Consider the following 23,805-nt stretch of genomic DNA (forward strand, 5'->3'; position numbering starts at 1 on the left):
GCGACTTGCGCAGCCGGTGTGCCAGGACCACCACCGCGGCCCCGGGGCTGTCCGCCCAGGGCCGCGGTGGCTTTACCGCTCAGGGCCGCGGGGAGGTCACGGCGAGAGGCGGTGGAGGTCGCGGGGGAAGGCGGTGGTCTGCCGGATGTTGGCGGCGCCTGTCAGACGTGCCGTCCATCGCTCCAGCCCGAGCGCGAACCCGCCGTGCGGCGGCATCCCGTACCGGAACGCCTGCAGATACCCCTCGTACGCCTGCGTGCCCTCCCCCCGGGCGGCCAGGGCGCGCACGTAGTCGTCGTAGCGGTGCAGCCGCTGCCCACCCGTCACCAGCTCCAGCCCGCGGAACAGCAGGTCGAACCCGTTGGAGTAGCCGGGCCGCGCCGGGTCGGGGTGGGTGTAGAAGGGCCGCTTGGCCATCGGGTAGCCGGTGACGAAGAGGAACTCCGACCCGTGCTCCTTCATCGCCCACTCCGACAGCCACCGTTCCTGCTCCGGCGACAGGTCGGGCTCGGAGGACGACGTCAGCCGCTGCGCCTCGCTGAAGTGCACGGCCGGGATCTCGGCGGGCACCTCCGGCAGTATGACGCCGAGGAGGTCGAGCGCGCCCGGGGCACGGCGGCGTACCGACTCCAGCATGCCCGCGACGGCCTCCCGCAGCACCGCCATCACGTCCCGGTGGTCGCGCACGAAGCCCAACTCGGCGTCGAGGCTCGTGTACTGGGCGAGGTGGCGTACGGTGTCGTGCGGTTCGGCGCGGAAGACGGGCCCGACCTCGTAGACCCGCTCGAACACCCCGACCATGGCCTGCTTGTAGAACTGCGGCGACTGCGCCAGGTATGCGGGCCGGCCGAAGTAGTCGATGCCGAAGACGTTCGCGCCCGACTCGGTGGCCGAGCCGACGATCTTCGGGGTGTGGATCTCGGTGAAGCCGAGCCGGTCGAGCGCCTCACGGAACCCGGCCACGCTCGCGGCCGAGATCTCCAGGGGTGCCCGGAGCATCGGATGGCGCAGCGCGACCGGCGCGTGGTCGAGCACCGTCGGCAGGGCGGCCGAGACCACGGGGCGGTAGAGGTCGAACGGCGGCGGCGCACTCGGCTGCGCCAGCACCTCGATCTCGGGTGAGACCAGTTCGTAGCCTCCGGGTGCCTGGGAGCCGGCGGCCACCGTACCGGTGACCTTGACGACGCTCTCCTCCGGAGGCAGGTCGCCGGACGCGGCCACCGCCTGGGTCAGGCCGCTGCGGTCTCTGACGATGAGGAAGGACACGGACTTCAGCCGCCGGCGGCGATGGACCCAGCCGGCGATCGTCACTCGTTGCCCGGCGTGCTCTGCGAGCTCCGCCGACAGGACACGAGAGATCATTACAGCTCCTCACGAGGAATTGCATGACCCCTTGGGAGTGCGGGGGAGAAGGGAGCTCCCGGTGCCACCGCACTTTCGCCGCCTCGCGGAGGAGGCGGCCTCGAAGGACCCTGTGACGGGGGTCAGACCGGCGGGGCATTTCCTCCCCGCACTCGGGAGTGTCTTCACCGGCGGGGCACGGGACCGCCTTCGCAGCTACCGGCGGCTCTCTGGACCTGCGCGGTCCGCTGGCTACTCGTCTCCGTCGACGTGTTGCCGCCGATCCTACGATCACCCGGGACCGGCGGCAAAACGATTACTTCTCCTTCTTGCCGCGCTTCTCGCGGATCTTCATCGTGACCTCGATGGGCGAGCCGGCGAAGCCGAACTCCTCACGGATGCGCCGCTCGATGAAGCGCCGGTAGGTGTCCTCCAGCCAGCCGGAGGTGAACAGCACGAACTTGGGCGGCTCGACGGACGCCTGCGTGGCGAAGAGGATCTTCGGCTGCTTGCCGCCCCGGACGGGCGGCGGCGTCTGCTGCACCAGCTCGGTGAGGAACGCGTTGAGCCGCGCCGTCGGCACCCGCGTGGACCACGAGTCGAGCGCCTTCTCCAGCGCCGGCACCAGCCGGTCGACGTGGCGGCCGGTCTTGGCGGAGATGTTGACGCGCAGCGCCCACGGGGTGCGGACGAGCTGCCGGTCGATCTCCTTCTCCAGGTAGTAGCGGCGGTCCTCGTCGACGAGGTCCCACTTGTTGAACGCCACCACCATCGCCCGGCCCGACTCGATGACCAGGCCGATGATGCGCAGGTCCTGCTCGGTGAGCGGCTCGCTGGCGTCGATCAGCACGACGGCCACCTCGGTGCGCTCCAGGGCCGCGCGGGTGCGCATGGCGGCGTAGAAGTCGGCGCCCTGCAGCTCGCGGTCGCGCCGCCGGATGCCGGCCGTGTCGACGAAGCGCCAGGTGCGCCCGCCCAGCTCGACCAGCTCGTCCACGGGGTCGCGGGTGGTGCCGGCCATCGGGTCGACGAGCACGCGCTCCTCCCCCGCCAGCTTGTTGAGCAGCGAGGACTTGCCGACGTTGGGCTTGCCGAGCAGCGCCACGCGGGCGGGCCCGCGCTGCGCGTCGAAGGTGACCTCGGGCGTCTCGGGCAGCGCCTCGAGCACCACGTCGAGCAGGTCGCCGCTGGAGCGCCCGTGCAGGGCCGAGACCGGGTACGGCTCGCCCAGCCCGAGCGACCACAGCGCGGCCGCCTCCAGCTCCATCTGCTGGTTGTCGACCTTGTTCGCGGCCAGGATGACCGGCTTGCCGGACTGCCGCAGCACCGAGCCCACGGTCTCGTCGGCGTCGGTCGCGCCCACGGTGGCGTCGACCACGAACACGATCACGTCGGCCAGCTCGACGGCGACCTGGGCCTGCTCGGCGATGCGCAGGTTCATCCCCGTGGCGTCGGGGTCCCAGCCGCCGGTGTCGACCACGGTGAAGCGGCGGCCACGCCAGTTGGCCTCGTACGTCACGCGGTCGCGGGTGACACCCGGGACGTCTTCCACGACCGCCTCGCGGCGGCCGATGACGCGGTTGACCAGCGTGGACTTGCCGACGTTGGGCCGCCCCACGATGGCGACGACGGGCAGCGGAGCCTCGTCGCCGTGCTCGGTGATCTCAAGTTCGTCGAGGTCGGCCTCGACCCAGTCCCCCGTAGACACGATATTTCGTCCTTAATGTGAGTCCCGCACCCGATCGGGTCAGGTGCGCTCGTGTATCTGGTCGCGGCCACTCAGGGAAGCCTGCTCCGCGACCAGCCTCAACACCTCGGCGATGACCTCGTCGAGAGTCAGCGCGGTGGTGTCGAGTTCGACGGCGCCTGCCGCCATCGACAAAGGGTCGGTCTTGCGTGTCGAGTCGAGCGCGTCGCGCCGGGCCATGGCCTGCTGCTGCGCCTCCACCGTCGAGCCGGCCACCTCGGCGCTGCGCCGGCGGGCGCGGGCCTCGGGGCTCGCCGTCAGGTAGACCTTGACGGGGGCGTCGGGCCAGACGACCGTACCGATGTCACGGCCCTCGACCACGATGCCGCCGGCGCCGATGATCTCGCGCTGCGACGCGACCAGCCGCACCCGTACCTCGGGCACGGCCGCGACGACGGAGACCGCGCCGGTGACGTCGGCCTGCCTGATCGGCCCGCCCACGTCGACGCCGTCGACGTGGATGGTGGGACCGTCGGGGTCGGTGCCGGGCTCGATGGACGGCTCGACGCAGCGGGCCGCGATCGTGGCGGGATCGCCGAGGTCGACGCCCTGGCTCAGCATCCACCAGGTCATCGCGCGGTACATCGCCCCGGTGTCGAGGTAACGCAGGCCCAGCGCCCGGGCGACCCCGCGCGACACGCTCGACTTACCCGACCCCGAAGGACCGTCCATGGCGACGACCAGACCGGTCACGGCCTCTCCCTCTTCACGTTTTGTCCGACGCGAAGAGGCTACCGTGTCCCGCTCGGTCGGCGATCCAGCCACTGCGGATGACTAAGGGACCGGCGGGCGGTAAGTGACACCATGTGAGGAACGGATCCCGGGTCACGGTGGTGGTGGCGACCAAGGACAGGCTACGGACGCTGACCCGTACGCTGCTCCTGCACCCGCGCCCGGTGATCCTCGTGGACAACGGCTCGGCGGACGGCACTCCCGCGTTCGTCCGCCGCCACTTCCCCGACGTCGAGGTCGTGGAGGCGGGCGTCAACCTGGGCGCGCCCGCGCGCAACATCGGCGTCAAGCAGGCGAAGACCCCGTACGTGGCCTTCGCCGACGACGACTCCTGGTGGGCGCCAGGGGCGCTGGAGCGGGCGGCGGACGTGCTGGACGCCCATCCCCGGCTGGCGGTGCTGGGCGCGCGCGTGCTGGTCGGTCCGCAGGAGCGGCTGGACACGGTGTCGGAGCAGATGCGCGACTCGCCGCTCGGCGTGGAGTCCGACCTGCCGGGGCCGAGCGTGCTGGGGTTCCTGGCGTGCGGGGCGGTGGTGCGCCGGGACGCCTTCCTGGAGGCCGGCGGGTTCGACGAAGTGATCTTCTTCTTCGGCGAGGAGGAGCGGCTGGCGGTGGACCTGGCCGCGAAGGGCTGGGGGCTGGCGTACGTGGACGACGTGGTGGCACACCACCATCCCTCGCCGCCGAAGGACCCGCGCGGCCGGCAGGTGCTGGCCACCCGCAACGCCGTGCTCACCGCTGTGCTGCGCCGCCCGTGGGGGGTGGTGGCACGGCGCTCCCTGGACGCCCTGCGCCGCGGCCCGGCCGGCTGGGAGGGCCTGCGTACGGCGGTGCCGCGGCTGCCCCGGGCGCTGGCCGAGCGGCGGAGCCTGCCGGTCGCGGTGGAGCGGGCGCGGCGCGTCCTGGAGCGGCCCGGCTGACGGCGCACGTCGTTACCTCCCCCGGGGTGGGGGCAGCAAGGGGGGCATGAGCACTGCACCGAATCCGATCGACCTGCAGAAACACCTCAGCGGAGTGGACTACCCCGCGAGCAAGCAGGATCTCATCAAGGCCGCCCGCGACCACAACGCGAGCAACGAGATCGTCCAGGCTCTGGAGGCCATGCCCGACCGCGAGTACGACGGCCCGAACGCCGTCAGCGAGGCGGTCACCAAACGCTAGACATCATGGAGGCGCGGCGGGCTCGCCCGCCGCGCCTTTCGTCATCCGCGCCTTTCCCGTCATCCGAGCCCGGCGGTGAGCGCGAACGCCCGTACGGGCACCAGACCCCGTTTGAGCATCCGGAACGTCGGGAACGGGCTGCTGCTCACGGCCTCCTTGTAGGCCACGGCGAGCCGCCCGGTCAGGTACCACCGGCGCGGGCTGTCGTCCGGCCGGGTGAACTGGATGACGGCGTCCCGCCGCCCCAGGCTGAGCGGCTGGTGGAAATAGCCGAACCTGAACGGCCTCGGCGTCCTGCCGCGCAGCTCGTCGGCCAGCACGTCGCCCGCATGCAGGCCCATGGGGATGCCGCCCTGGCAGGTGCCGTGCAGGACCCCGAACGGCTGGCTGACCGCCGCGGCGTCGCCGACGGCGTACACGTCGGGGTGGGACACCGAGCGCAGCGTCGCGTCCACCACGATCCGGCCGCGCGTGTCCACGCTCAGCCCGGACGCGGCGGCCAGGGGCAGGCCGCGGGTGCCGGCGGTCCAGAGCGTGGCCGCCGCGTCGAGGTGCTCGCCGCCGGCCAGCTCGATGCCGCCCGGGAGCACCTTCATCACCTGCACGCCCGCGCGCACCTCGACGCCGAGCCGTTCCAGCGCCTGGTCCAGGTACGTCCGCGCGGCCGGCCCCATCATGGCGCCCGGCCGTCCCCTGCTCAGCAGGACGACGTGCAGGCGGGGGTGGGACTCCGCGATCTCGGTGGCCGACTCGACGCCGGTGAGCCCGCCGCCGGCCACGACCACCGTGCCGCCCGTGAGGGAGCCGAGCCGTTCGGCGAGCCGTACGGCCTGGTCGTGGCGGTCGTAGACGTACGCGTGCTCGGCCACGCCGGGGACCGAGGCGTCGGTGACGGCGCCGAGGGCGTAGACGAGCTTGTCGTAGCCGAGCACGCGGCCGTCGTCGAGCCGGACCTCACGCGCTGCGGGGTCGAGCGCGGCCACCCGGCCCAGCACCAGCTCGACGCCGGAGCCGGCGACCACGTCGGCGAGCAGATGCTCGGCCGGCCGCTGCCCCGCCGCCGTCTGGTGCAGGCGGAGCCGCTGCGTGAACCTCGGCGAGGCGTTGACCAGCGTGACCCTGCCGCCCGTCCGACGGGTCCCGCGCGCGGCCCGCAGAGCCGCCGCGACGCCGGTGTAGCCTGCGCCCAGTACCAGGATGTGAGTCATTGCGTGCCTCCTGAAGGTCGTTCGCCGGTGAAGACGAATCGAGGAGGCGCGGATGTGACATCGGCTCCTAGGGAACCTGCCAGCCCCGCTCGTGCAGCGCACGGGTGAGCGTGACGGCCGCGTCGGGCTCGACCGACAGCTCGGCGATGCCCAGGGGCAGGCCGGGGGCGTGTTCCAGGCGGACGTCCTCGACGTTGACGCCGACCTCGTCGCACGCCTGGAACAGCCGGGCCAGCTGACCGGGACGGTCGCCGATGACGACCTGGACGACGGCGTACGCGGGGGCGGGGCCGCCGTGCTTGCCGGGAATGCGGTCGTGGCCCGCCACGCCGCGCTTGAGCAGCTGGACGATCTCGTTGGTGGCGGTGCCGTCGCCCTCGGCCAGGGCACGCAGGGCGTTCGCGGCGTCGGCCAGGTCACCGGCCACGGCCTCCAGGACCTCGGCGACCGGGGAGGCGTTGCCCGACAGGATGCCCAGCCACAGTCCGGGGTCGCTGCCCGCGATGCGCGTGACGTCGCGTACGCCCTGGCCGGCCAGGCCGAGCGCCACGTCGGTGGCGTCGGCCAGGCGGGCGGCGACGGCGACGGCCGCCACGTGGGGCGCGTGGGAGACCACGGCGACGGCACGGTCGTGGTCGGTGGCGTTCACCTCGACCGCGTTGCCCCCGCACAGCTCGATCAGCCGCAGCACGGCCGCCCGCGCCTCCGGGTCGGCCTCCTCCGTCGGGCACAGCGCCCACGGCCGCCCGAGGAACAGATCGGCCCTCGCGGCCCCCGGGCCGGACTTCTCGCGCCCGGCCAGCGGGTGCGAGGCGACGTAGGAGGACAGGTCGCAGCCGAGCTGCGCGGCCCGGTGGATGGGCTCGGCCTTCACGCTGGCGACGTCGGTGTAGAACCGGGCGGCGTCGATCCGCTGCAGCTCCAGCAGCTCGGTGGCCACGTGGGCCGGCGGCACCGCGATGATCGCCAGGTCGGCCCGCCCGACCGGCTCGCCGCCGTCGGGACGCCACTCCTCGCCCGCCCCGAGCTCCCGCGCCAGCCGTACAGCTCCCGGATCGCGGTCGGCGAGCAGCACCCGCACTCCCCGCTTGCGCAGCGCCAGCGCCGTGGACGTGCCGATGAGGCCGGTGCCGACGACGAGCACGGTTCGTAGATCCATCTTGGTTCCTGAAGGCTGTTCGGTGGACGGGGCCTCGGGGCGCGCCCCGCCTGCATGATCTGTTTTGCGCAGCTTACTGCGCGATGTCCTGCCTCAGTGCCACCGCACCCCGCAGATAGACGTGGTTGATCTCCGAACGCGGGCGGTCCGTCTCGACGTGGGCCATGAGCCGTACGACGCGCGGCAGCGCGCCTGGCACGCCGATCTCGGTGCAGCAGATCAGCGGCACCTCGTGGAAGCCCAGCTTGCGCGCCGCGAGCGCGGGGAACTCGGCCGTCAGGTCGGGGGTGGCCGTGAACAGCACGCTGATCACGTCGTCGGGAGTGAGCTCGTTACGCTCCATGATCGCGTTGACCAGCTCGGTCGTCCCGGCGAGAATCGCGTCGCGGTCGTCGGCGTCCACCTGGATCGCCCCGCGGATCGCCCACACCATGTGGAATCGTCCCCTTCGATAGCCGGAGAGCCCGTGCGGAGTGCGCACGGGCTCCTGCGTCCGGTCAGATTACAACTTCACCGCGGCGTACAGGTCGCCGACCTCCTTCAGGGTCAGCGCCCTGACGGTGCCCGGCTTCGTCCGGCCCAGCTTCACCGGCCCGAACTCGATCCTGGCCAGGTCGATCACCCGGTGGCCGGACTCCTCCAGCATCCGCCGTACGACGTGGTTGCGGCCCTCGTGCAGGACGACCTCGACCAGCGCCTGCTGGCCGTGCTCCTGCACGACGGTGAAGCTGTCGGCCCTCGCGATGCCGTCCTCCAGCTCGATGCCCTGCTTGAGGCGGCGGCCGAGATCGCGCGAAATCGGCCCCGGCACCTTGGCCCAGTACTTCTTCTGCACGCCGTAGCTGGGGTGCGTCAGCCGGTTGGCCAGCTCGCCGTCGTTGGTGAGCAGCAGCAGGCCCTCGGTCTCGGTGTCGAGCCGGCCCACGTGGAACAGCCTCGGCGCCAGCTCCTCGACGTAGTCGGCCAGGCACGGGCGGCCCTGCGGGTCGTTCATGGTGGAGACGACGCCGATGGGCTTGTTCAGGGCGTAGTAGACGAGGTCGGGCGCGGTCGGGATGCGCTTGCCGTCGACGTGGATGACCTGCTTGGCCGGGTCGACCTTGGCGCCGAAGCGGCGGACCACCTGGCCGTCGACGGTGACACGGCCGTCGCCGATCATCTCCTCGCAGGCCCTGCGGCTGGCGACACCCGCCTGGGCGAGCACCTTCTGCAGCCGTACGCCGTTGGGGACCTCGGTGGTGTCGCGCTCGTCGGTGTAGCCCTCGGGGTAGAGGTCGCGGTCGCGCAGGGGCTGCCGGTTGGCCTTCACCCGGGCCTGCTGGGGGCTGCCGACCGGCGGCTGCGACTCCTGCCGCCTGCCGCCGACGGTCTGCACGTCGTCGCGACGGGGCGAGCGCGGGGCGCGCCGGTCGTCGCGGGGGGCGCGCTCGTCGGCGTCGCGCCTGCCGTAGCGGGCGCGCGCAGAGCCGACACCCGCGGCGTCGTCCCGCCGCCCGCCACGTCCGGCCCGGAATCCGCCCCGGTCATCACGCTCGGTACGCTGCTCGCGCCCGTAACGGTCCGGGCGCTCACCACGGCCGTACCGGTCGTCCCGGTCACCGCGAGAGGGTCGGTCGTCCCGGGCGTACGGGTTCTCACGGTACCCGCGGTCGTTGCCCCGCGAGCCCTGGCCACCACGGTCACCGCCCGCGAAGCGGTCGTCCCGTGCGGGCCGGTCGTCGCGCGCGAAGCGGTCCTGGCGCACGGGCCGGTCGTCACGCGTGAAACGGTCGCCGCGTGAACCGCGCTCGTCGCGCGCAGGGCGGGCGTCACGCGAACCGCGGTCGTCGCGCGCAGGGCGGGCGTCACGCGAGTAGCCCCGGTCATCGCGCGTGAAGCGGTCGCCGCGTGCGGGACGGTCACCGCGTGCGGGACGGTCGTCACGGGTGAAACGGTCGCCGCGTGCAGGACGGTCGTCACGTGCGGGACGGTCGTCGCGCGCGAAGCGATTGTCACGTGGGCCGCGGTCGTCGCGGGTGAAGCGATCGCCGCGCGGACCACGATCGTCGCGCGCAGGGCGGGCGTCACGCGGGTAGCCGCGGTCGGTGTCGCCATCGCGCCTGCCGTACCGGGCGCGGGATCCGCCCCGGTCGACGCGGAGGGCGTCGCGGCCGTCGCGGGCTCCGCCGCGGAAGTCGTCCCGGCGGGACGCCTCGCGTCCGCCGGCCCCGCGGGAGTCGCCCGCACGGGAGTCGTCGCGGCGGGACGAGCCTCGCCCGGCACCGCCTCGGGGGCCCTCGTCGCGGTAGCCGCCACGGGCGTTGTCGTCACGGAAGTCGTTGTCACGGAAGCCGCCGCGGCGGGCGCCCTCGTCACCGCGGGAGCCCCCGCGGTTGCCACGGGCGTCACCGGAGCGGAAGGCGGGACGTCCGTCTCGGCCGGAGCCGCCGGTACGTCCACGACCGCGTCCATCACCGGACGGGGTGCTGCGCCTGTTGATCACTGTGTTGTCTCCTCGAGGTTTTCCACGTCGTCGGGGAGGAAGGGCGCGAGCTCGGGGAGCTCGCTCAGGTCCCGCAGTCCCAGACGTTCAAGGAAGTATGAGCTTGTCCGGTAGAGCACTGCCTGGCTCTCCGGGTCGGTGCCGGCCTCTTCGACCAGCCCCCTGGCGACGAGCGTCCTCATGACGCCGTCGCTGTTGACGCCGCGGATGGCGGCGACGCGGGCACGGCTCACCGGTTGCCGGTAGGCCACGACCGCGAGGGTTTCCAGCGCGGCCTGGGTCAGCCGCGTCTGCTGGCCGTCGCGTACGAACCGCTCGACCAGGGGCGCACAGTCGGCACGGGTGTAGAAACGCCAGCCGCCCGCCACTTCTCTCAAGTCAAAACCCCGCCCGGAGGCGGTGTATTCCGCGGCCAGGCCGCGCAGGGCCGCCGCGACCTCGTGGGTGGGCCGCTCCAGCACCTGCGCGAGGGTCACCTCGGCGACGGGCTCGTCGACGACCATCAGGATCGCCTCCAACGCCGCCTCCAACGGCGGCGCCGCGACAGCGGGCCCGTCATCGTCAACGGGCAGGTCCACACCAGCGGGCAGGTCCACCCCGGTTGGCAGATCCACACCGGCGAACACGTCCTCGCCGGCGATCCCCCTCGCCTCGGCGGAGTCGAGAGCGCCGCCCGGCTTGCTGAAGCCCACGGCCCCGTTCGGCTCGCCGAAGTCGCCGGCCCCGGCGGGCTCGGCGACCTTTGTCGCGCCCGCGTCTTCGGCCCCGGCCCCCGACGACCCGTCAGCCGCCGCCTCCTCCGCCCCGACACCGGTCACCGGGTCGGCCGCCCCTTCTCCGGGCTGGACCTCCGGCTGCACGGTGTCGGAGAGCAGCGCGGCGGGGCCGGCGTCACCAGCCACCGTCGCCTCAACCGGGGCAGGGCCGGCTTCCGCGTCGCCGGCACCCTGAAGGCCCGAAACGCCCTCGGCTCCGTGGAGGTCGGCGACGTCCCGGAGGTCGCCGGCCGAGCGGTCATCGGTGTCCGCCTGGTCCTCGGGCAGCAGCGGGTCGTCCTCCACAGGAGGGGCGCTCGGCTGGACGAGGGAGCCAGGGAGAGTCATCCAGGCGGGCAACGGAGGGTCGGAATCCGGGGACTTGCGGGGGTTGGGCAGGGGGTTGTCGTCAGTCATCAGATGGTTTCTCCGCGGATTCCTCGTAGTCGTCGCCCACCGCGACGTCCCCGTCGTCGGAGCCGGTCCAGGTCACGTGCAGATCGCCCAGCGGCTCGATCTGCTCGAACGACACCGCCGACTCCCGGAACAGCTCCAGCACCGCGAGGAACCGCGCGATGACCTCGAAGGTGCCCTCGCAGTCGGCGACCAGCGCCCGGAAGGTGGCCCGCCGGAGCCGGCGCAGGTGCATGACCAGGATGGACGCCTGCTCCTTGACGCTCGCCAGCGGCTGGTAGATGTGACCGATGCTGACCGTCGGCGGCAGCTTCGGCGTGAACGCCTTGGCCGCGATGCGGGCGAGCTGCTCGGGCCCGATGCCGAGGATGAGCTCGGGCAGCAGGTTGGCGAACTGCTCCTCCATCGGCGCCGTACGGGGGAAGCGCAGCGCCTCCTCCGCCATCCGCCCGGCGAAGACCTTCGCCACCTCTTTGTACGCCTTGTACTGCAACAGCCGCGCGAACAGCAGGTCGCGGGCCTCCAGCAGCGCGAGGTCCTCTTCGTCCTCCACCTCGCCGGTGGGCAGCAGGCGGGCGGCCTTCAGGTCGAGGAGGGTGGCGGCCACCAGCAGGAAGTGGCTGGTCTGGTCGAGGTCCCACTCGGGACCGCGGGACCGGATGTAGGAGATGAACTCGTCGGTGACCTTGGAGAGCGAGACCTCGGTGATGTCGAGCTTGTGTTTGGCGATGAGGCCGAGCAGCAGGTCGAACGGGCCCTCGAAGACGTCCAGGTGGACCTGGAAGCCTTGGGGTTCGGTCTGCTCTGCTGTCACCTGGCCATTGTGGCAGGCGCCGGCCAGCGCGAGAGCACTTCGCGGGCCAGCTCACGGTAGGCGTTCGCGCCGAGCGACGACGGGTCGAACGTCGTGATCGGCTCACCGGCGACCGTGGCGTCGGGGAAACGCACCGTACGGTTGATCACCGTGTGGAACACCTTGTCGCCGAACGCCTCCACGACCCGGGCCAGCACCTCGCGGCCGTGCAGGGTGCGAGCGTCGTACATGGTGGCGAGCAGGCCCTCGATCTCGAGGTCTTCGTTGAGCCGCTCCTGCACCTTGCTGATCGTGTCCATCAGCAGCGCGACGCCGCGCAGGGCGAAGAACTCGCACTCCAGCGGCACCATCACGCCGTGCGCGCAGGTGAGTGCGTTGATCGTGAGCAGGCCGAGCGACGGCTGGCAGTCGATGAGACACACGTCGTAGTGCGGCAGCAACGGCTTGATCACGCGGCCGAGCACCTGCTCGCGGGCGACCTCGGTGACCAGCTGCACTTCGGCCGCAGACAGGTCGATGTTGCTCGGCAGCAGGTCGAGCCCGTCGACACCGGTCTCGATCAGGACGTCTTCCGCGGTGACGCCGCGTTCCATCAGCAGGTTGTAGACGGTCAGGTCGAGCTGGAGCGGGTTGATGCCCAGGCCGACGGAGAGCGCCCCCTGCGGGTCGAAGTCGACCAGCAGCACCTTGAGGCCGTATTCGACGAGTGCGGCCCCCAGGTTGATGGTGGTCGTGGTCTTGCCGACGCCACCCTTCTGGTTGACCATCGCGACCACGCGCGCCGGACCGTGCACCGCTGGGGGCACCGGCTCGGGGAACACCGGTCGGGGCCGTTGCGTCGGGCCCAGGTTGACGCCCTTGGAAGGCGCGTTGGTCTTCGTGTCGCCCCAGGGGTTGTCGGGGGTCCCCGGGGTCGAACCCTTGGTCTCCACAGTCACCAGCTCGAACCTCCCTGACGATCCCGAACCGGACCGTCCGGACGGACACTATGGCGTCGCCACTTAACGCGGCAAGGCGGCACGCCGGAGGGTGGCGTACGCCCAAAGACTATAGATCACTGCCGCGCACGCGGATGCGCCGCGGCGTAGACCTCGCGGAGCTTGTCGACCGTCACCAGGGTGTAGACCTGCGTGGTCGTCACCGAGGCGTGACCGAGCAGCTCCTGGACCACCCTAACGTCCGCGCCGCCGTCCAAGAGATGGGTTGCGAAGGAATGCCGGAGTACGTGAGGGCTTATCCCGTGGAGTCCGGCTCGTTCGGCGGCGGCCTGGAGCACCTCCCAGGCGCCCTGCCTGGTCAGCCGTCCGCCGCGGGCGTTGAGGAAGACGGCGGACGTGCCGCGCCCGTGGGCGAGCAGACCGGGACGGGCGCGTACGAGGTAGGCGTCGAGGGCGGAGCGGGCGTAGCGGCCCAGGGGCACGACGCGGGTGCGGCCGCCCTTGCCGCGCAGGCGCACCTGGTCGTCCTCCAGGTCGTCCACGGCCAGCCCGACGGCCTCGGAGATGCGGGCGCCGGTGCCGTACAGGACCTCCAGGAGGGCGCGGTTGCGCAGGGTCAGCGGCGCGCCGTCGGGACCGGAGGCGGCGATGAGCCGCTCCACCTCGTCGACGGCGATCGCCTTCGGCAGGCGGCGCGGCTGGCGTGGCGGGCGCACCTCGTGGGCGGGGTCGTGACTCGTGACCCCTTCGCGCAGGGCGAAGCGGTGCAGCCCGCGCACGGCCGAGACGGCGCGGGCGGCGGAGCTGGCGACGAGGGCGGGGTGGTCGCCGTCGCCCTCGCGCAGCGCCGCCAGGAAGGCCTGGACGTCGTCCTCCCCCACCTCGTCGAGCCGCAGACGCCCGCGCCCGCGCAGGTGCTCGACGTATCGGCGCAGGTCACGACGGTAGGACGCGAGCGTGTTGGCAGCCAGGTCCCGTTCCACCGCGAGATGGGCGAGATAGCTGGAGAGCACTGCCTCCACGAACAGGTCCTTCCGTCACGCCTCCGGGGCGTCGGCGGGGCGCAGGTAGGCGAACCCCTCAGCCGAAGCCGCATATGCGGCGAGGATACCGGCCACGGCCGGGGAATTGTGGATCATTCCCGTGAGGGCCTTCTGGACCGCGTCGTCCAGCGGCACCCATTCGACCGGCATGCCGATCTCCTCGTGGCGGTGGACGAACCCGTTCTCCTCCTCGGGGATCTCCGTCAGGTCGCGGGCGAGGAACACCCGGATGCGCTCGTCGGTCATGCCGGGCGAGGAGCGCAGGTCGAGCAGTGTGTGCCAGGTGGCGGCGCGGTAGCCGGCCTCCTCGGCCAGCTCGCGCGCGGCGGTCTCGGCCAGCGGCTCGCCTTCGACGTCGCGCAGCCCGGCGGGCAGCTCCCACAACAACCGGCGGACGGGGTGGCGGTACTGGCGGATCATCAGGACGCGCTGCCGCTCGTCGAGCGCCAGCACGGCGACGGCTCCCGGATGGACGACGTAGTCGCGGTCGGCGACCTCGTCACCAGGCATTTTGACGCTGTCGGTGACGACCTGGATGACGTGCCCGGTGAATCGATGTCTCGATTCGACCACATCCCACGCCTCGGGCGTGTCTTCGATCCTCACTGGCCCACCCGGGCGCCCACGCGGCTGTCGGCGTAGACCAGGGCGGCGCCGACGAGGCCCTTGAACATCGGGTTGGCCCGCGTGGGACGGGAGCGGAACTCCGGGTGGGCCTGGGTGCCGATGAAGAAGGGGTGGACGTCGGTGGGCAGCTCGGTGTATTCGACCAGGCGGCCGTCGGGCGACAGGCCGGAGAAGACGAGGCCGACCCGTTCGAGCTGCTCGCGGTAGGCGTTGTTGACCTCGTAGCGGTGGCGGTGGCGCTCGTCGGCCGTGGGCTTGCCGCCGTAGAGCCGGCGGGCCAGGGTGTCTTCCGCCAGCTTGGCGGTGTAACTGCCCAGGCGCATGGTGCCGCCCATGTCGCGCTCGCCGGCGACGACGTCTTCCTGGTCGGCCATGGTGGAGATGACCGGGTGCTCGGTGTCGGGGTCGAACTCGGCGGAGTTGGCGCCGGCGATGCCGGCCATGTGGCGGGCGGCCTCGATGACCATGCCCTGCATGCCGAGGCAGATGCCGAGCAGCGGGACCTTGTTCTCGCGGGCGTGGCGGATGGCGCCGATCTTGCCCTCGATGCCGCGTACGCCGAAGCCGCCGGGGATGAGCACGCCGTCGACGCCGTCGAGCTCGCGCTCGGCGCCCTCGGGGGTCTCGCAGTCGTCGCTCTTGACCCAGCGGATGTTCACGCGGGCGTCGTTGGCGAACCCGCCGGCCCGCAGGGCCTCCGTGACCGAGAGGTACGCATCCGGCAAATCAATATATTTCCCAACAAGGGCGATGGTGACTTCCTTCGCCGGCCGGTGCACCCGGCGCAGCAGCTGCTCCCACTCCTTCCAGTCGACGTCGCGGAACGGCAGGCCGAGCCGGCGCACGACGTAGGCGTCGAGCCCTTCGGAGTGGAGCACCTTCGGGATGTCGTAGATCGAGGCGGCGTCCACGCAGGAGACCACGGCGTCCTCGTCCACGTCGCACATCAGGCTGATCTTGCGCTTGATCGACGTCTGCACGGACCGGTCGGAGCGCAGCACGATCGCGTCGGGCTGGATGCCGATGCTGCGCAGCGCGGCCACGCTGTGCTGGGTGGGCTTGGTCTTCAGCTCGCCGGACGGCCCGATGTACGGCAGCAGCGAGACGTGCAGGAAGAACACGTTGTCGCGGCCGACCTCGTGGCGGATCTGCCGGACGGCCTCCAGGAACGGCAGCGACTCGATGTCGCCGACCGTGCCGCCGACCTCGGTGATGACCACGTCGACCTCGGGACCGGCCATGCCCCGGATGCGGTCTTTGATCTCGTTGGTGATGTGGGGGATGACCTGGACGGTGTCGCCCAGGTATTCGCCGCGCCGCTCCTTGGCGATGACGTTGGAGTAGACCTGGCCGGTGGTGACGTTGGCCGAGCCGTGCAGGTCGGTGTCGAGGAACCGCTCGTAGTGGCCGACGTCGAGGTCGGTCTCGGCGCCGTCGTCGGTGACGAACACCTCGCCGTGCTGGAACGGGTTCATGGTGCCGGGGTCGACGTTGAGATAGGGGTCGAGCTTCTGCATGGTGACCCGCAGACCCCGTGCCTTGAGCAGGCGGCCGAGACTGGATGCCGTGAGCCCCTTGCCGAGACTGGAGGCGACACCGCCGGTGACGAACAGATGCTTGGTTTGCGATGCGCTGCGCAAAGGGGCTCCCGTGGCTCGAGGTGTGGTCGAAGTGTCCACGGGCTCTCAGGATATCAAACAACGCCCCTCACATGCCCGAACGGTCTGGACCTAGCGGTAACTTTGGTCCCTATGTCAGTAGTACGGCGGGCTTTGGGCGCGTTGATTCACCGTGCCTACGCGGCGATCCGCCACGCCGGTGCGATCACTCCGGCCACCCCGGCGGGTTACCGTTTCCGCCGGATCGGCGACGGGGTCAGCATCGCCTTCCCCCCTGGCGCGATCTTCGGTGAGCCGTGGATCGAGATCGGCGACCACACGCTCATCGGCGAGCGCGTGTCGATCTCCTGCGGCATGGGGCCGGGGGTCGACCTGGGCCCCGGCTCGATCCTGCGGATCGGCGGGAGCTGCTCGATCGGCAGGGGCTCGCACATCGTGGCCCACCAGTCGATCGACATCGGCGACCACGTCTTCACGGGGCCGTACGTCTACATCACCGACCAGAACCACGTCTACGACGACCCCGACGTGCCGATCGGCCGGCAGTGGCCGCGCAACAGCCCGGTCTCGATCGGCTCGGGCTCGTGGCTGGGCGCGGGCGCGATCATCCTGCCGGGCACGACGCTCGGCAGGCAGTGCGTGGTGGCGGGCGGCGCGGTGGTGCGCGGCGAGTTCCCCGACCACAGCGTGGTGGCCGGCGTCCCGGCCCGGCGGGTGCGCGGCTACTCCCCCGAGCTGGGCTGGCACTCCCCCGTCTCGCTGGACGTCTGATCGGGGGATGGACCGAACCCTGTTCTGGCGACTAGCGTCTGTTCATGCGCACCCCCATCTGTGAGCGCCTGGGCATCGAGCTGCCGCTGTTCGCCTTCAGCCACTGCCGCGACGTGGTGGCCGCCGTCACGAACGCGGGCGGGTTCGGGGTGCTGGGCGCGGTCGCGTACTCGCCCGAGCGGCTCGACACGGAGCTGAGCTGGCTCGACGAGCGGGTGGGCGGCCGGCCGTACGGCGTGGACGTGCTCGTGCCGGGCAAGGTCGACCCCTCCGCGCACGACCGGGGCGTCCACCTGATGGACGCCGTCCCCGACCGGCACCGCGACTTCGTCACCCACCTGCTGTCCAAGTACGGCGTCAGCGCCACGGGACGGCCCCTGACCGCCGTGGCGGACGAGTTCGGCAGGCGGGTGACCGCGGCGGGCGCGACGAGCCTCATCGACGTGGCGCTCCGGCACCGCATCGGGCTGATCGCCAGCGCCCTGGGGCCGCCGCCGCCCGAGATGGTGGCCAAGGCCAGGGAGGCGGGCGTGCCGGTGGCCGCGCTGGTCGGCACGGTCGAGCACGCGCGCCGGCAGGTGGCGGCCGGCGCGGACATCGTCGTGGCGCAGGGCGGCGAGGCGGGCGGCCACACCGGCGAGGTCTCCACGATGGTGCTGGTGCCGCAGGTCGTGGACGCGATCGCGCCGGTCCCCGTGCTGGCCGCGGGCGGGATCGCGTCCGGGCGGCAGATGGCCGCGGCGATGGCGCTCGGCGCCGAGGGCGTGTGGTGCGGCTCGGTGTGGCTGACGACCGAGGAGGCCGAGACGCCGCCGGCGGTCAAGCGCAAGCTGCTGGCGGCCTCGTCCCTGGACACCGTGCGGTCGCGCTCCCGTACGGGCAAGCCGGCCCGGCAGCTGCGCTCGGCCTGGACGGAGGAGTGGGACTACGGCCAGGAGAGCCCGGGGCCGCTGGGCATGCCGCTGCAGATGCTGGTGGCCGAGGGGGCGATGGCGCGCATCGCCGCGGCGGCGGAGAAGGGCGACCCGGGGGCGGTGGAGCTGGTCAACTACTTCGTCGGCCAGGTCGTGGGCCAGCTCGACCGGGTGCGTCCCGCGCGCGAGGTCGTCTACGACATGGTCAGCGAGTTCGGCGACGCGGTGGAACGGCTGCGGCGTCTGTCGGAGTGACCCCGGGGATCGGGCAAAGGGGTGATACCGGGCTACGATGCGCGTGTGGTCGGGACACCGCCCGAGCTGGAGCGCGGCACCGGCGTACCGGCTCACGTGCAGATCGAGCGGTGGCTGCTGCAGTCGATCTCCAACGGCGAGCTGGCGCCGGGCGACCGGCTGCCCGGCGAGCGGGAGCTGGCCGGGCGGCTCGGCGTGAGCCGGATGACGCTGCGGCAGGCCCTGGCCACGCTGGAACGGGAAGGTGTACTGCTGCGGGTGCCCGGCCGGTCGGGCGGCGCCTTCGTGGCGGAGCCGCGCATCGAGTGCGACCTGACGGGTCTGGCCGGGTTCACCGAGCAGCTGCGCCGCGCCCACCTGCGGGCCGAGGCGCGGATCCGGCGCGCGGCGACGGTGCCCGCGCCTCCGGGGGCGGCCCGGGCGCTGGGGGTGGCGGCGGGCTCCCCGGTGCACGAGGTGGCGCGGGTGCGGTCGGCCGGACGCTCGCCGGTCGCGCTGGAACGGTCGTACTTCCCCGAGCTGCCCGGCCTGCTCGGCTGCGACCTCACCGGCTCCCTGTACGCCCTGCTGGCCGAGCGCTACGACCTGGAGCCGCGTACGGCGGTCGAGCGCCTGGAACCGGTGATCGCCCGGCCCGGCGAGGCGGCCGAGCTCGGCATCGAACCCGGCGCGCCGCTCATGCTGATCGAGCGCACCGCCTACGCGGGCGACGGGACGCCGGTGGAGTACGCTCTCGACCTGTTCCGCCCCGACCGGGTGCGCATCTCGGTGCGCAGCGGCGTCACGGAACGACCGGGCCCTTGACCACCGTGCCCGGCACCCAGGCGCCCTCGACCTCGATCTCGACCTCCGCGCCCGGGGCGACCTCGGCGGCGAGGTAGGCGTAGGCGATGGAGGCGCGGGCGGTGTAGCCGTAGCCGCCGGAGGTGACCCGGGAGACCACGCGGCCGTCCACGCGCACGGGCTCGTTGCCGAGCGCGACCGCCCGAGGGTCGGCCAGCGTGAGGCAGCGCAGGCGGCGCTCCGGCTCGGGGTCGAGCGCGTCGCGGCCGAGGAAGTCCTTGTCCGGCTTGACGCAGAAGCCGAGGCCCGCCTCGTACGGGGTCGTCTCCGGACCGATGTCGGCGCCCCACACCCGGTAGCCCTTCTCCAGGCGCAGGCTCTCGATGGCCTTGTAACCGCCGGCCACCAGCCCGCGCGGCTCCCCCGCGGCCCACAGCGTCCGCCAGAGCGCGAGACCGTACTCGCTGGAGCAGTACAACTCCCAGCCGTGCTCCCCCACGAACGTCACGCGCAGCGCCAGCACCGGCACGTCGCCCACGGTCAGCTCGCGCGCCGACATGAACGGGAAGTCGAGCGGGTCGGGCGTCAGCCCGGACAGGACGTCGCGGGCGCGCGGGCCCCACAGGGCGAAGCAGGCGTACTGGCCGGTCACGTCGGCGATCCTGGCCGTGGAGCCGGTGCGCGCGGCCTGCTTGCGCAGCCAGCCGAGGTCATGGGTGCCGAACGCGGTGCCGGTGACGACGAGGAACTCGTCCTCGGCGCGGCGGGTGACGGTGAAGTCGCACTCGATGCCGCCGCGGCTGTTGAGCGCCTGGGTGTAGGTGACGGCGCCGACGTCCCGGGCGACCCGGTTGTCGCACACCCACTCCAGCAGTGCGGCGGCGTCGGGGCCGGTGACCTCGATCTTGGCGAACGAGCTCTCGTCGAACAGCCCGGCGGCCGTACGGGTGGCGCGGTGCTCGGCGCCGATCGCGGGCGACCACGAGCGGCCCGCCCAGCCCCTCGGGCGCTCGTCCTCCCCTTCCTCGTGGGCGGCGTAGTGGTTGACCCGTTCCCAGCCCGACTTCTCGCCGAAGACGGCCCCGTGGGCCTGGTGCCAGGAGTAGGCGGGCGAGACCCGCAGCGGCCTGCCCGCCGACCGCTCGTGGCCGGGGTAGCGGATGTCGTAGTACGTCTCGTAGTTCTCGACCGCCCGCTTGACGGTGTACGACGGGGAGCGGTACTGGCGGCCGAAGCGGCGGATGTCCATGTGGGAGAGGTCCATGCCCGGCTCGCCCTCGACGATCCACTCGGCCATCACCTTGCCGATGCCGCCCGCGCCCGCGATGCCGTGGGCGCAGAACCCGGCCGCGACGAAGAACCCGGCGACCTCGGTCTCGCCCAGGATGAACTCGTTGTCCGGAGTGAACGCCTCGGGTCCGTTGATCATCTTGCGGATGCCGACGTCGGCCATCGCGGGGACGCGTATGCGGGAATATGTCGAAATTTCCTCGAATCTCGGCCAATCTTCCGGCAGGAGGCGGCCGTTGAAGTCGGCCGGCACCGCGTCGAAGGAGCCCTCCCCGGCCGTCCAGGGGGCGCACGTGCGCTCGTACCCGCCCATGACCAGGCCCCTGACCTCCTGCCGGTAGTAGACGAGCAGGTCGGGGTCGCGCAGCGTGGGCAGGGCGGGGTGGTCGTGGAAGGCGTCGGTGACGACGTACTGATGAGACATGGGGACGATCGGGACACGCACCCCGGCCATGCGGCCGATCTCGGCCGCGAACATGCCGCCGCAGTTGACCACGATCTCGCAGTCGATGTCGCCCTGGTCGGTGCGGACGCCGGTGACCCGGCCGTCGACGGTCTTGACGCCGAGCACGCGGGTGCGGGTCCTGATCACCGCCCCGCCCTCACGGGCGCGCGCGGCGAGGGCGTAACAGAGCTGGGACGGATCGATCTGGCCGTCGGTCGGCAGGTACGCCGCGCCCACCACTCCCTCCGGGTCCATCAGCGGGAACAGCTCGACGGCCTCGGCCACCGAGATCTCCTCCAGCGGCAGCCCGAACGTGCGCGCCCAGCCGATCTGCCGGCGGATCTCCTCCATCCGCTCCGGCGTGGAGGCCAGCTTGATGCCGCCGCACTCCGTCCAGCCGGCGTCGAGGGTGCGGTAGAGCTCGACGGAGTACTGGTTCATCCGGGTCAGCGTGGGGTCGGCGCGCAGCTGGCCGACGAGGCCGGCGGAGTGGAAGGTGGAGCCGCTGGTGAGCTCGTCGCGCTCCAGCAGGACGACGTCGCGTTCGCCGAGTTGGGTGAGGTGGTAGGCGACGGACGCGCCGCCCACCCCGCCACCGATGATCACGATGCGGGCCGAGTCGCTCATTCTCGGACACTAACCGGCGTACCGGCAAAAGGTCTAGACCGTTTAGGGCGCCGGAAGTAGCATCGAGCATGGCCGCGCCCGAGGTCCTCGATCGCATCCCCCGGCTGTCCGGCGTCCCGCGTTCCGTGGAGGAGCTGCCCGGGGGGCTGACCAACCGTAATTACAAGGTCACCACGCCGTCCGGCTCCTACGTCGTGCGCGTGTGGGCCAGCGACGGCTCGCTGCTGGGCATCGACCGCGACGCCGAGCACGCCAACTCCGTCGCGGCGGCGCACGCCGGGGTGGGCGCGCCGGTCCACGACTACCTGCCCGACCTCGGGGTGCTGGTGGTCGGTTACCTGCCGGGGCGCACGTTCACCGAGGCCGACCTGCACGACCCCGCCAACCTGCCGAGGGTGGCGCTGGCCTGCCGGCGGCTGCACGCCGGGCCGAGGTTCGTCCGCGACTTCGACATGTTCGAGATCCAGCGGCGCTATCTGGCGATCGTGCGCGAGCGCGGCTACCGCCTGCCGCCGCGCTACCTCGACTTCATGCCCCTGGTCGCCGAGATCCGCAAGTGCCTGGCCGTCCGCGACGAGGGCACCGTCCCGTGCAACAACGACCTGCTGCCGGGCAACATCCTCGACGACGGCGAACACCTCCGGCTGATCGACTACGAGTACGCCGGCAACAACGACCCCTGCTTCGAGCTGGGCAACATCTGGAGCGAGTCCGCCCTGCCGCTCGGCCACCTGGAGGAGCTCGTCACCGCCTACTACGGCCGCCCCCTGCGCAACAAGATCGCCCGCGCGCGGCTGCAGGGCCTGATGTCCAAGTACGGCTGGACCCTCTGGGCCTCCATCCAGGACGGCGCCAACGACAGCATCGACTTCGACTTCTGGTCGTGGGGCATGGAGAAGTACGACCGGGCGGTGGCCGAGTTCACCGGGCCTGGCCTGGCACGGCTCATGGAAGAAGCCACGCGTACCGACTGAAACGGGCAAACTGGGGGCATGCTCGCCGCTCTGACGGGCCTGGGGCTGTCGACGGCCGCCGGTCTGAACGCCTATATCCCGCTGGTCGTGGTGGGCGTGCTCGCGAACGTCACCGACGCCGTGCGCCTGCCCGACGCCTACTCCTGGTTGTCCAACTGGGGCGTGATCGCGGTGATCGCGGTGCTGCTGGTCGCCGAGACGGTCCTCGACAAGGTCCCGGTCGTCGACAGCGTCAACGACGCGATCCAGACCGTCGTACGCCCGGCCTCGGGCGGCGTGGTCTTCTCCGCCACGAACGCCGCCGCCGAGTTCGAGCGGTCGTCCTGGATGACCGAGAACCCGTGGGCCGGGTGGCTGCTCGGCATCGGAGTGGCGCTGGCGGTGCACGTGATGAAGTCGGCGGCCCGCCCGGTGGTCAACGCCGGGACGGCGGGGGTGGGGGCTCCGGTTGTGAGCACGGCCGAGGACGCCGGCTCGCTGGGCATCAGCCTGGTCGCGGTCTTCGCGCCGGTGCTGGTGATCGTCGCGTTGCTGCTGCTCGCCGTGCTCTCGTGGTGGGTGATCGTCAAGGTACGCCGGCGGCGTGCGCGCAAGAGGGGCGATTCATCCGCTGGGCTGACCCTCCCTCCCCCGGCAGGCTGATCCGCCGCCGCCACGCCGCCTCCTACGGTGGGTGCTCCGACGTGAGCGTCACGCGGCCCCCAACCCCTGGCACGCTCACGCGGGAACCGGAGGCCCGGCGGCTTCGTCCGCCGGGCCTCACGGCGCTTCCTCCTGCGCCCTCGCCGGTCGCGTCGCGGGCGTCCGGTCCCCGTGAGCGCCCGTCCGTGGCGCCTTCCTCATCGCGCAGGAGCTTGCTCGGCGGGCCGCGCCGGGGAGCCCTCCGGCGGGCTATCCTTCAAAGCGTCGGACCCCAAACAGGAGGTGGCGAAGATCAGCGAGTTCCTCGTCGTCGTGCTGGTGATTTTCGCGTTCCTCCTGCTGCTGGGGGGCGTCGGCATCTACCTGCTGGTCAAGCTGGGCAAGAAGGCCGCGGTGAAGGCCAAGCAGGCCTCGACCCGGCTCGCCACCCACGTCAACGCGATGGGCACAGGCGACGCCGCCGAGGTCGAGCGCCTCCGGCTCGACCTGCGCCGCGAGGTGTCCCTCACCCGCCAGGCCGTCGAGCAGGCCCAGCGCGAAGGCTGGGGCCTCGGCGACCTGCCGCGCCTGCTCGCCGACCTGCAGGCCCAGGCCGACGTCCACGACGCGCAGCTCGGCATGTACGCCCAGCAGCGCCGCCTGTCGCCGTACGTCGACCACGCCACCCTCGACCGGCTCCGGCAGCACCAGGCCAAGCTGACGGCCATGTGCGCCCGCATCCGCGCCGACCTCCTGAGCGACCAGGTGCAGCACACCGGGAGCGGCATCGCCGACCTCACCTCCCGCACCGACCTGGAGATCGAGGCCCGCCGCAGCGCCCCCGTCGACCCGCTGGAGCAGATCGACGAGCTCTACCGCCGTTCGATGGAAGAGCGCAACGACCGCCCCTGACGCCCCCATGACGCAACCGCGGTGGCCCTGTCCCCCGCCTCCGGGCGGGTGGACCGCCGACCTGCTCGACCGCCTGCCTCCCGGTGCGCCCCGGCACGTGGAGCTGATCGACGGGTCGCTCGTCGTGAGACCGCCGCAGACCGGCTTTCACATGCTCATGCTGCGCCTGTTCG

The 23,805-nt window shown here is 72.1% G+C and carries 22 protein-coding genes; 8 read left to right on the forward strand and 14 right to left on the reverse strand.

What is annotated here, in order from left to right:
• Positions 1–96 precede the first annotated feature (96 nt).
• The 3 genes from aspS to cmk form a co-directional block, all read right to left on the reverse strand.
• The gene (gene aspS / locus ACIBP6_RS16835; protein ID WP_397053011.1) at positions 97–1,362 is read right to left on the reverse strand and encodes an aspartate--tRNA(Asn) ligase; all 1,266 of its coding nucleotides are present in this window, start codon (positions 1,360–1,362) and stop codon (positions 97–99) included.
• A 295-nt stretch (positions 1,363–1,657) separates the two neighbouring features.
• A complete protein-coding gene (gene der / locus ACIBP6_RS16840; protein WP_397053013.1) occupies positions 1,658–3,049 on the reverse strand; it encodes a ribosome biogenesis GTPase Der in 1,392 nt (463 codons plus the stop codon).
• Positions 3,050–3,088: 39 nt separating this feature from the next.
• On the reverse strand, positions 3,089–3,781 hold the full coding sequence (cmk, locus tag ACIBP6_RS16845) for a (d)CMP kinase (RefSeq protein ID WP_397053015.1): 693 nt from the start codon (positions 3,779–3,781) through the stop codon (positions 3,089–3,091).
• A 113-nt stretch (positions 3,782–3,894) separates the two neighbouring features.
• Here cmk and ACIBP6_RS16850 point away from each other — a divergent pair, with 113 nt between their 5' ends.
• Together ACIBP6_RS16850 and ACIBP6_RS16855 are read left to right on the forward strand one after the other, a co-directional pair.
• A complete protein-coding gene (locus tag ACIBP6_RS16850) occupies positions 3,895–4,740 on the forward strand; it encodes a glycosyltransferase (protein ID WP_397053017.1) in 846 nt (281 codons plus the stop codon).
• A 46-nt stretch (positions 4,741–4,786) separates the two neighbouring features.
• On the forward strand, positions 4,787–4,981 hold the full coding sequence (locus tag ACIBP6_RS16855) for a DUF2795 domain-containing protein (RefSeq protein WP_397053019.1): 195 nt from the start codon (positions 4,787–4,789) through the stop codon (positions 4,979–4,981).
• A 59-nt stretch (positions 4,982–5,040) separates the two neighbouring features.
• On the opposite strand, the gene ACIBP6_RS16860 is transcribed toward ACIBP6_RS16855, so the two are convergent.
• The 10 genes from ACIBP6_RS16860 to ACIBP6_RS16905 form a co-directional block, all read right to left on the reverse strand.
• Positions 5,041–6,189, reverse strand: coding sequence for an NAD(P)/FAD-dependent oxidoreductase (locus tag ACIBP6_RS16860; RefSeq protein ID WP_397053021.1), 1,149 nt, complete (start codon positions 6,187–6,189; stop codon positions 5,041–5,043).
• Between the two features lie 67 nt (positions 6,190–6,256).
• A complete protein-coding gene (locus ACIBP6_RS16865) occupies positions 6,257–7,348 on the reverse strand; it encodes a prephenate dehydrogenase (RefSeq protein ID WP_397053023.1) in 1,092 nt (363 codons plus the stop codon).
• Positions 7,349–7,421: 73 nt separating this feature from the next.
• Positions 7,422–7,781, reverse strand: coding sequence for a chorismate mutase (gene aroH, locus ACIBP6_RS16870; RefSeq protein WP_397053025.1), 360 nt, complete (start codon positions 7,779–7,781; stop codon positions 7,422–7,424).
• Between the two features lie 69 nt (positions 7,782–7,850).
• Positions 7,851–9,830 carry a pseudouridine synthase gene (locus tag ACIBP6_RS16875; RefSeq protein WP_397053027.1) on the reverse strand — a complete coding sequence of 660 codons (1,980 nt, stop codon included), beginning with the start codon at positions 9,828–9,830 and terminating at the stop codon, positions 7,851–7,853.
• Positions 9,827–10,408, reverse strand: a complete 582-nt coding sequence (gene scpB / locus ACIBP6_RS16880; RefSeq protein ID WP_397053406.1) for an SMC-Scp complex subunit ScpB — start codon at positions 10,406–10,408, stop codon at positions 9,827–9,829. Before scpB ends, ACIBP6_RS16875 begins: the two co-directional genes overlap by 4 nt.
• A gap of 586 nt (positions 10,409–10,994) precedes the next feature.
• A complete protein-coding gene (locus ACIBP6_RS16885) occupies positions 10,995–11,813 on the reverse strand; it encodes a segregation and condensation protein A (protein ID WP_132623440.1) in 819 nt (272 codons plus the stop codon).
• Positions 11,810–12,745 (reverse strand): ParA family protein, encoded by a 936-nt coding sequence (locus ACIBP6_RS16890; RefSeq protein ID WP_397053408.1) that lies wholly within the window; start codon positions 12,743–12,745, stop codon positions 11,810–11,812. Before ACIBP6_RS16890 ends, ACIBP6_RS16885 begins: the two co-directional genes overlap by 4 nt.
• A gap of 122 nt (positions 12,746–12,867) precedes the next feature.
• A complete protein-coding gene (xerD, locus tag ACIBP6_RS16895) occupies positions 12,868–13,773 on the reverse strand; it encodes a site-specific tyrosine recombinase XerD (RefSeq protein WP_397053029.1) in 906 nt (301 codons plus the stop codon).
• Between the two features lie 15 nt (positions 13,774–13,788).
• A complete protein-coding gene (locus ACIBP6_RS16900; RefSeq protein ID WP_397053031.1) occupies positions 13,789–14,400 on the reverse strand; it encodes an NUDIX domain-containing protein in 612 nt (203 codons plus the stop codon).
• The gene (locus tag ACIBP6_RS16905) at positions 14,397–16,061 is read right to left on the reverse strand and encodes a CTP synthase (RefSeq protein WP_397053033.1); all 1,665 of its coding nucleotides are present in this window, start codon (positions 16,059–16,061) and stop codon (positions 14,397–14,399) included. The genes ACIBP6_RS16900 and ACIBP6_RS16905 overlap by 4 nt, the downstream gene beginning before the upstream one ends.
• A gap of 111 nt (positions 16,062–16,172) precedes the next feature.
• On the opposite strand from ACIBP6_RS16905, the gene ACIBP6_RS16910 reads away from it, so the two are divergent.
• Genes ACIBP6_RS16910 through ACIBP6_RS16920 form a run of 3 tightly spaced genes read left to right on the forward strand, consistent with a single transcriptional unit; the run spans position 16,173 to position 18,784 of the window.
• The gene (locus ACIBP6_RS16910; protein ID WP_132621622.1) at positions 16,173–16,811 is read left to right on the forward strand and encodes an acyltransferase; all 639 of its coding nucleotides are present in this window, start codon (positions 16,173–16,175) and stop codon (positions 16,809–16,811) included.
• Between the two features lie 44 nt (positions 16,812–16,855).
• On the forward strand, positions 16,856–17,980 hold the full coding sequence (locus ACIBP6_RS16915; RefSeq protein WP_397053035.1) for an NAD(P)H-dependent flavin oxidoreductase: 1,125 nt from the start codon (positions 16,856–16,858) through the stop codon (positions 17,978–17,980).
• A gap of 45 nt (positions 17,981–18,025) precedes the next feature.
• Complete coding sequence (locus tag ACIBP6_RS16920) at positions 18,026–18,784, forward strand: GntR family transcriptional regulator (RefSeq protein WP_397053037.1); 759 nt, start codon at positions 18,026–18,028, stop codon at positions 18,782–18,784.
• Here ACIBP6_RS16920 and ACIBP6_RS16925 read toward each other — a convergent pair.
• A complete protein-coding gene (locus ACIBP6_RS16925; RefSeq protein WP_397053039.1) occupies positions 18,762–21,125 on the reverse strand; it encodes an FAD-dependent oxidoreductase in 2,364 nt (787 codons plus the stop codon). The genes ACIBP6_RS16920 and ACIBP6_RS16925 overlap by 23 nt on opposite strands.
• Positions 21,126–21,193: 68 nt before the next feature.
• On the opposite strand from ACIBP6_RS16925, the gene ACIBP6_RS16930 reads away from it, so the two are divergent.
• From ACIBP6_RS16930 to ACIBP6_RS16940, 3 genes are all read left to right on the forward strand, one after another.
• Positions 21,194–22,099 carry a choline kinase family protein gene (locus tag ACIBP6_RS16930; RefSeq protein ID WP_397053041.1) on the forward strand — a complete coding sequence of 302 codons (906 nt, stop codon included), beginning with the start codon at positions 21,194–21,196 and terminating at the stop codon, positions 22,097–22,099.
• 18 nt (positions 22,100–22,117) lie between these two features.
• Complete coding sequence (locus ACIBP6_RS16935) at positions 22,118–22,741, forward strand: DUF4126 domain-containing protein (protein WP_397053043.1); 624 nt, start codon at positions 22,118–22,120, stop codon at positions 22,739–22,741.
• 282 nt (positions 22,742–23,023) lie between these two features.
• Positions 23,024–23,632 (forward strand): hypothetical protein, encoded by a 609-nt coding sequence (locus tag ACIBP6_RS16940; RefSeq protein WP_132617090.1) that lies wholly within the window; start codon positions 23,024–23,026, stop codon positions 23,630–23,632.
• Positions 23,633–23,805: the final 173 nt, after the last annotated feature.

The sequence above is a fragment of the Nonomuraea terrae genome (assembly GCF_044465245.1).
GTDB classification, from domain to species: Bacteria; Actinomycetota; Actinomycetes; order Streptosporangiales; family Streptosporangiaceae; genus Nonomuraea; species Nonomuraea terrae.

Excerpts from the sequence above, each read along its gene's own strand:
- aspS (WP_397053011.1), bottom strand. The coding sequence starts at position 1,362 with ATGATCTCTCGTGTCCTGTCGGCGGAGCTCGCAGAGCACGCCGGGCAA.
- ACIBP6_RS16855 (WP_397053019.1), top strand. The coding sequence starts at position 4,787 with ATGAGCACTGCACCGAATCCGATCGACCTGCAGAAACACCTCAGCGGA.
- ACIBP6_RS16860 (WP_397053021.1), bottom strand. The coding sequence starts at position 6,189 with ATGACTCACATCCTGGTACTGGGCGCAGGCTACACCGGCGTCGCGGCG.
- ACIBP6_RS16865 (WP_397053023.1), bottom strand. The coding sequence starts at position 7,348 with ATGGATCTACGAACCGTGCTCGTCGTCGGCACCGGCCTCATCGGCACG.
- aroH (WP_397053025.1), bottom strand. The coding sequence starts at position 7,781 with ATGGTGTGGGCGATCCGCGGGGCGATCCAGGTGGACGCCGACGACCGC.
- ACIBP6_RS16910 (WP_132621622.1), top strand. The coding sequence starts at position 16,173 with ATGTCAGTAGTACGGCGGGCTTTGGGCGCGTTGATTCACCGTGCCTAC.
- ACIBP6_RS16915 (WP_397053035.1), top strand. The coding sequence starts at position 16,856 with ATGCGCACCCCCATCTGTGAGCGCCTGGGCATCGAGCTGCCGCTGTTC.
- ACIBP6_RS16925 (WP_397053039.1), bottom strand. The coding sequence starts at position 21,125 with ATGAGCGACTCGGCCCGCATCGTGATCATCGGTGGCGGGGTGGGCGGC.
- ACIBP6_RS16930 (WP_397053041.1), top strand. The coding sequence starts at position 21,194 with ATGGCCGCGCCCGAGGTCCTCGATCGCATCCCCCGGCTGTCCGGCGTC.
- ACIBP6_RS16935 (WP_397053043.1), top strand. The coding sequence starts at position 22,118 with ATGCTCGCCGCTCTGACGGGCCTGGGGCTGTCGACGGCCGCCGGTCTG.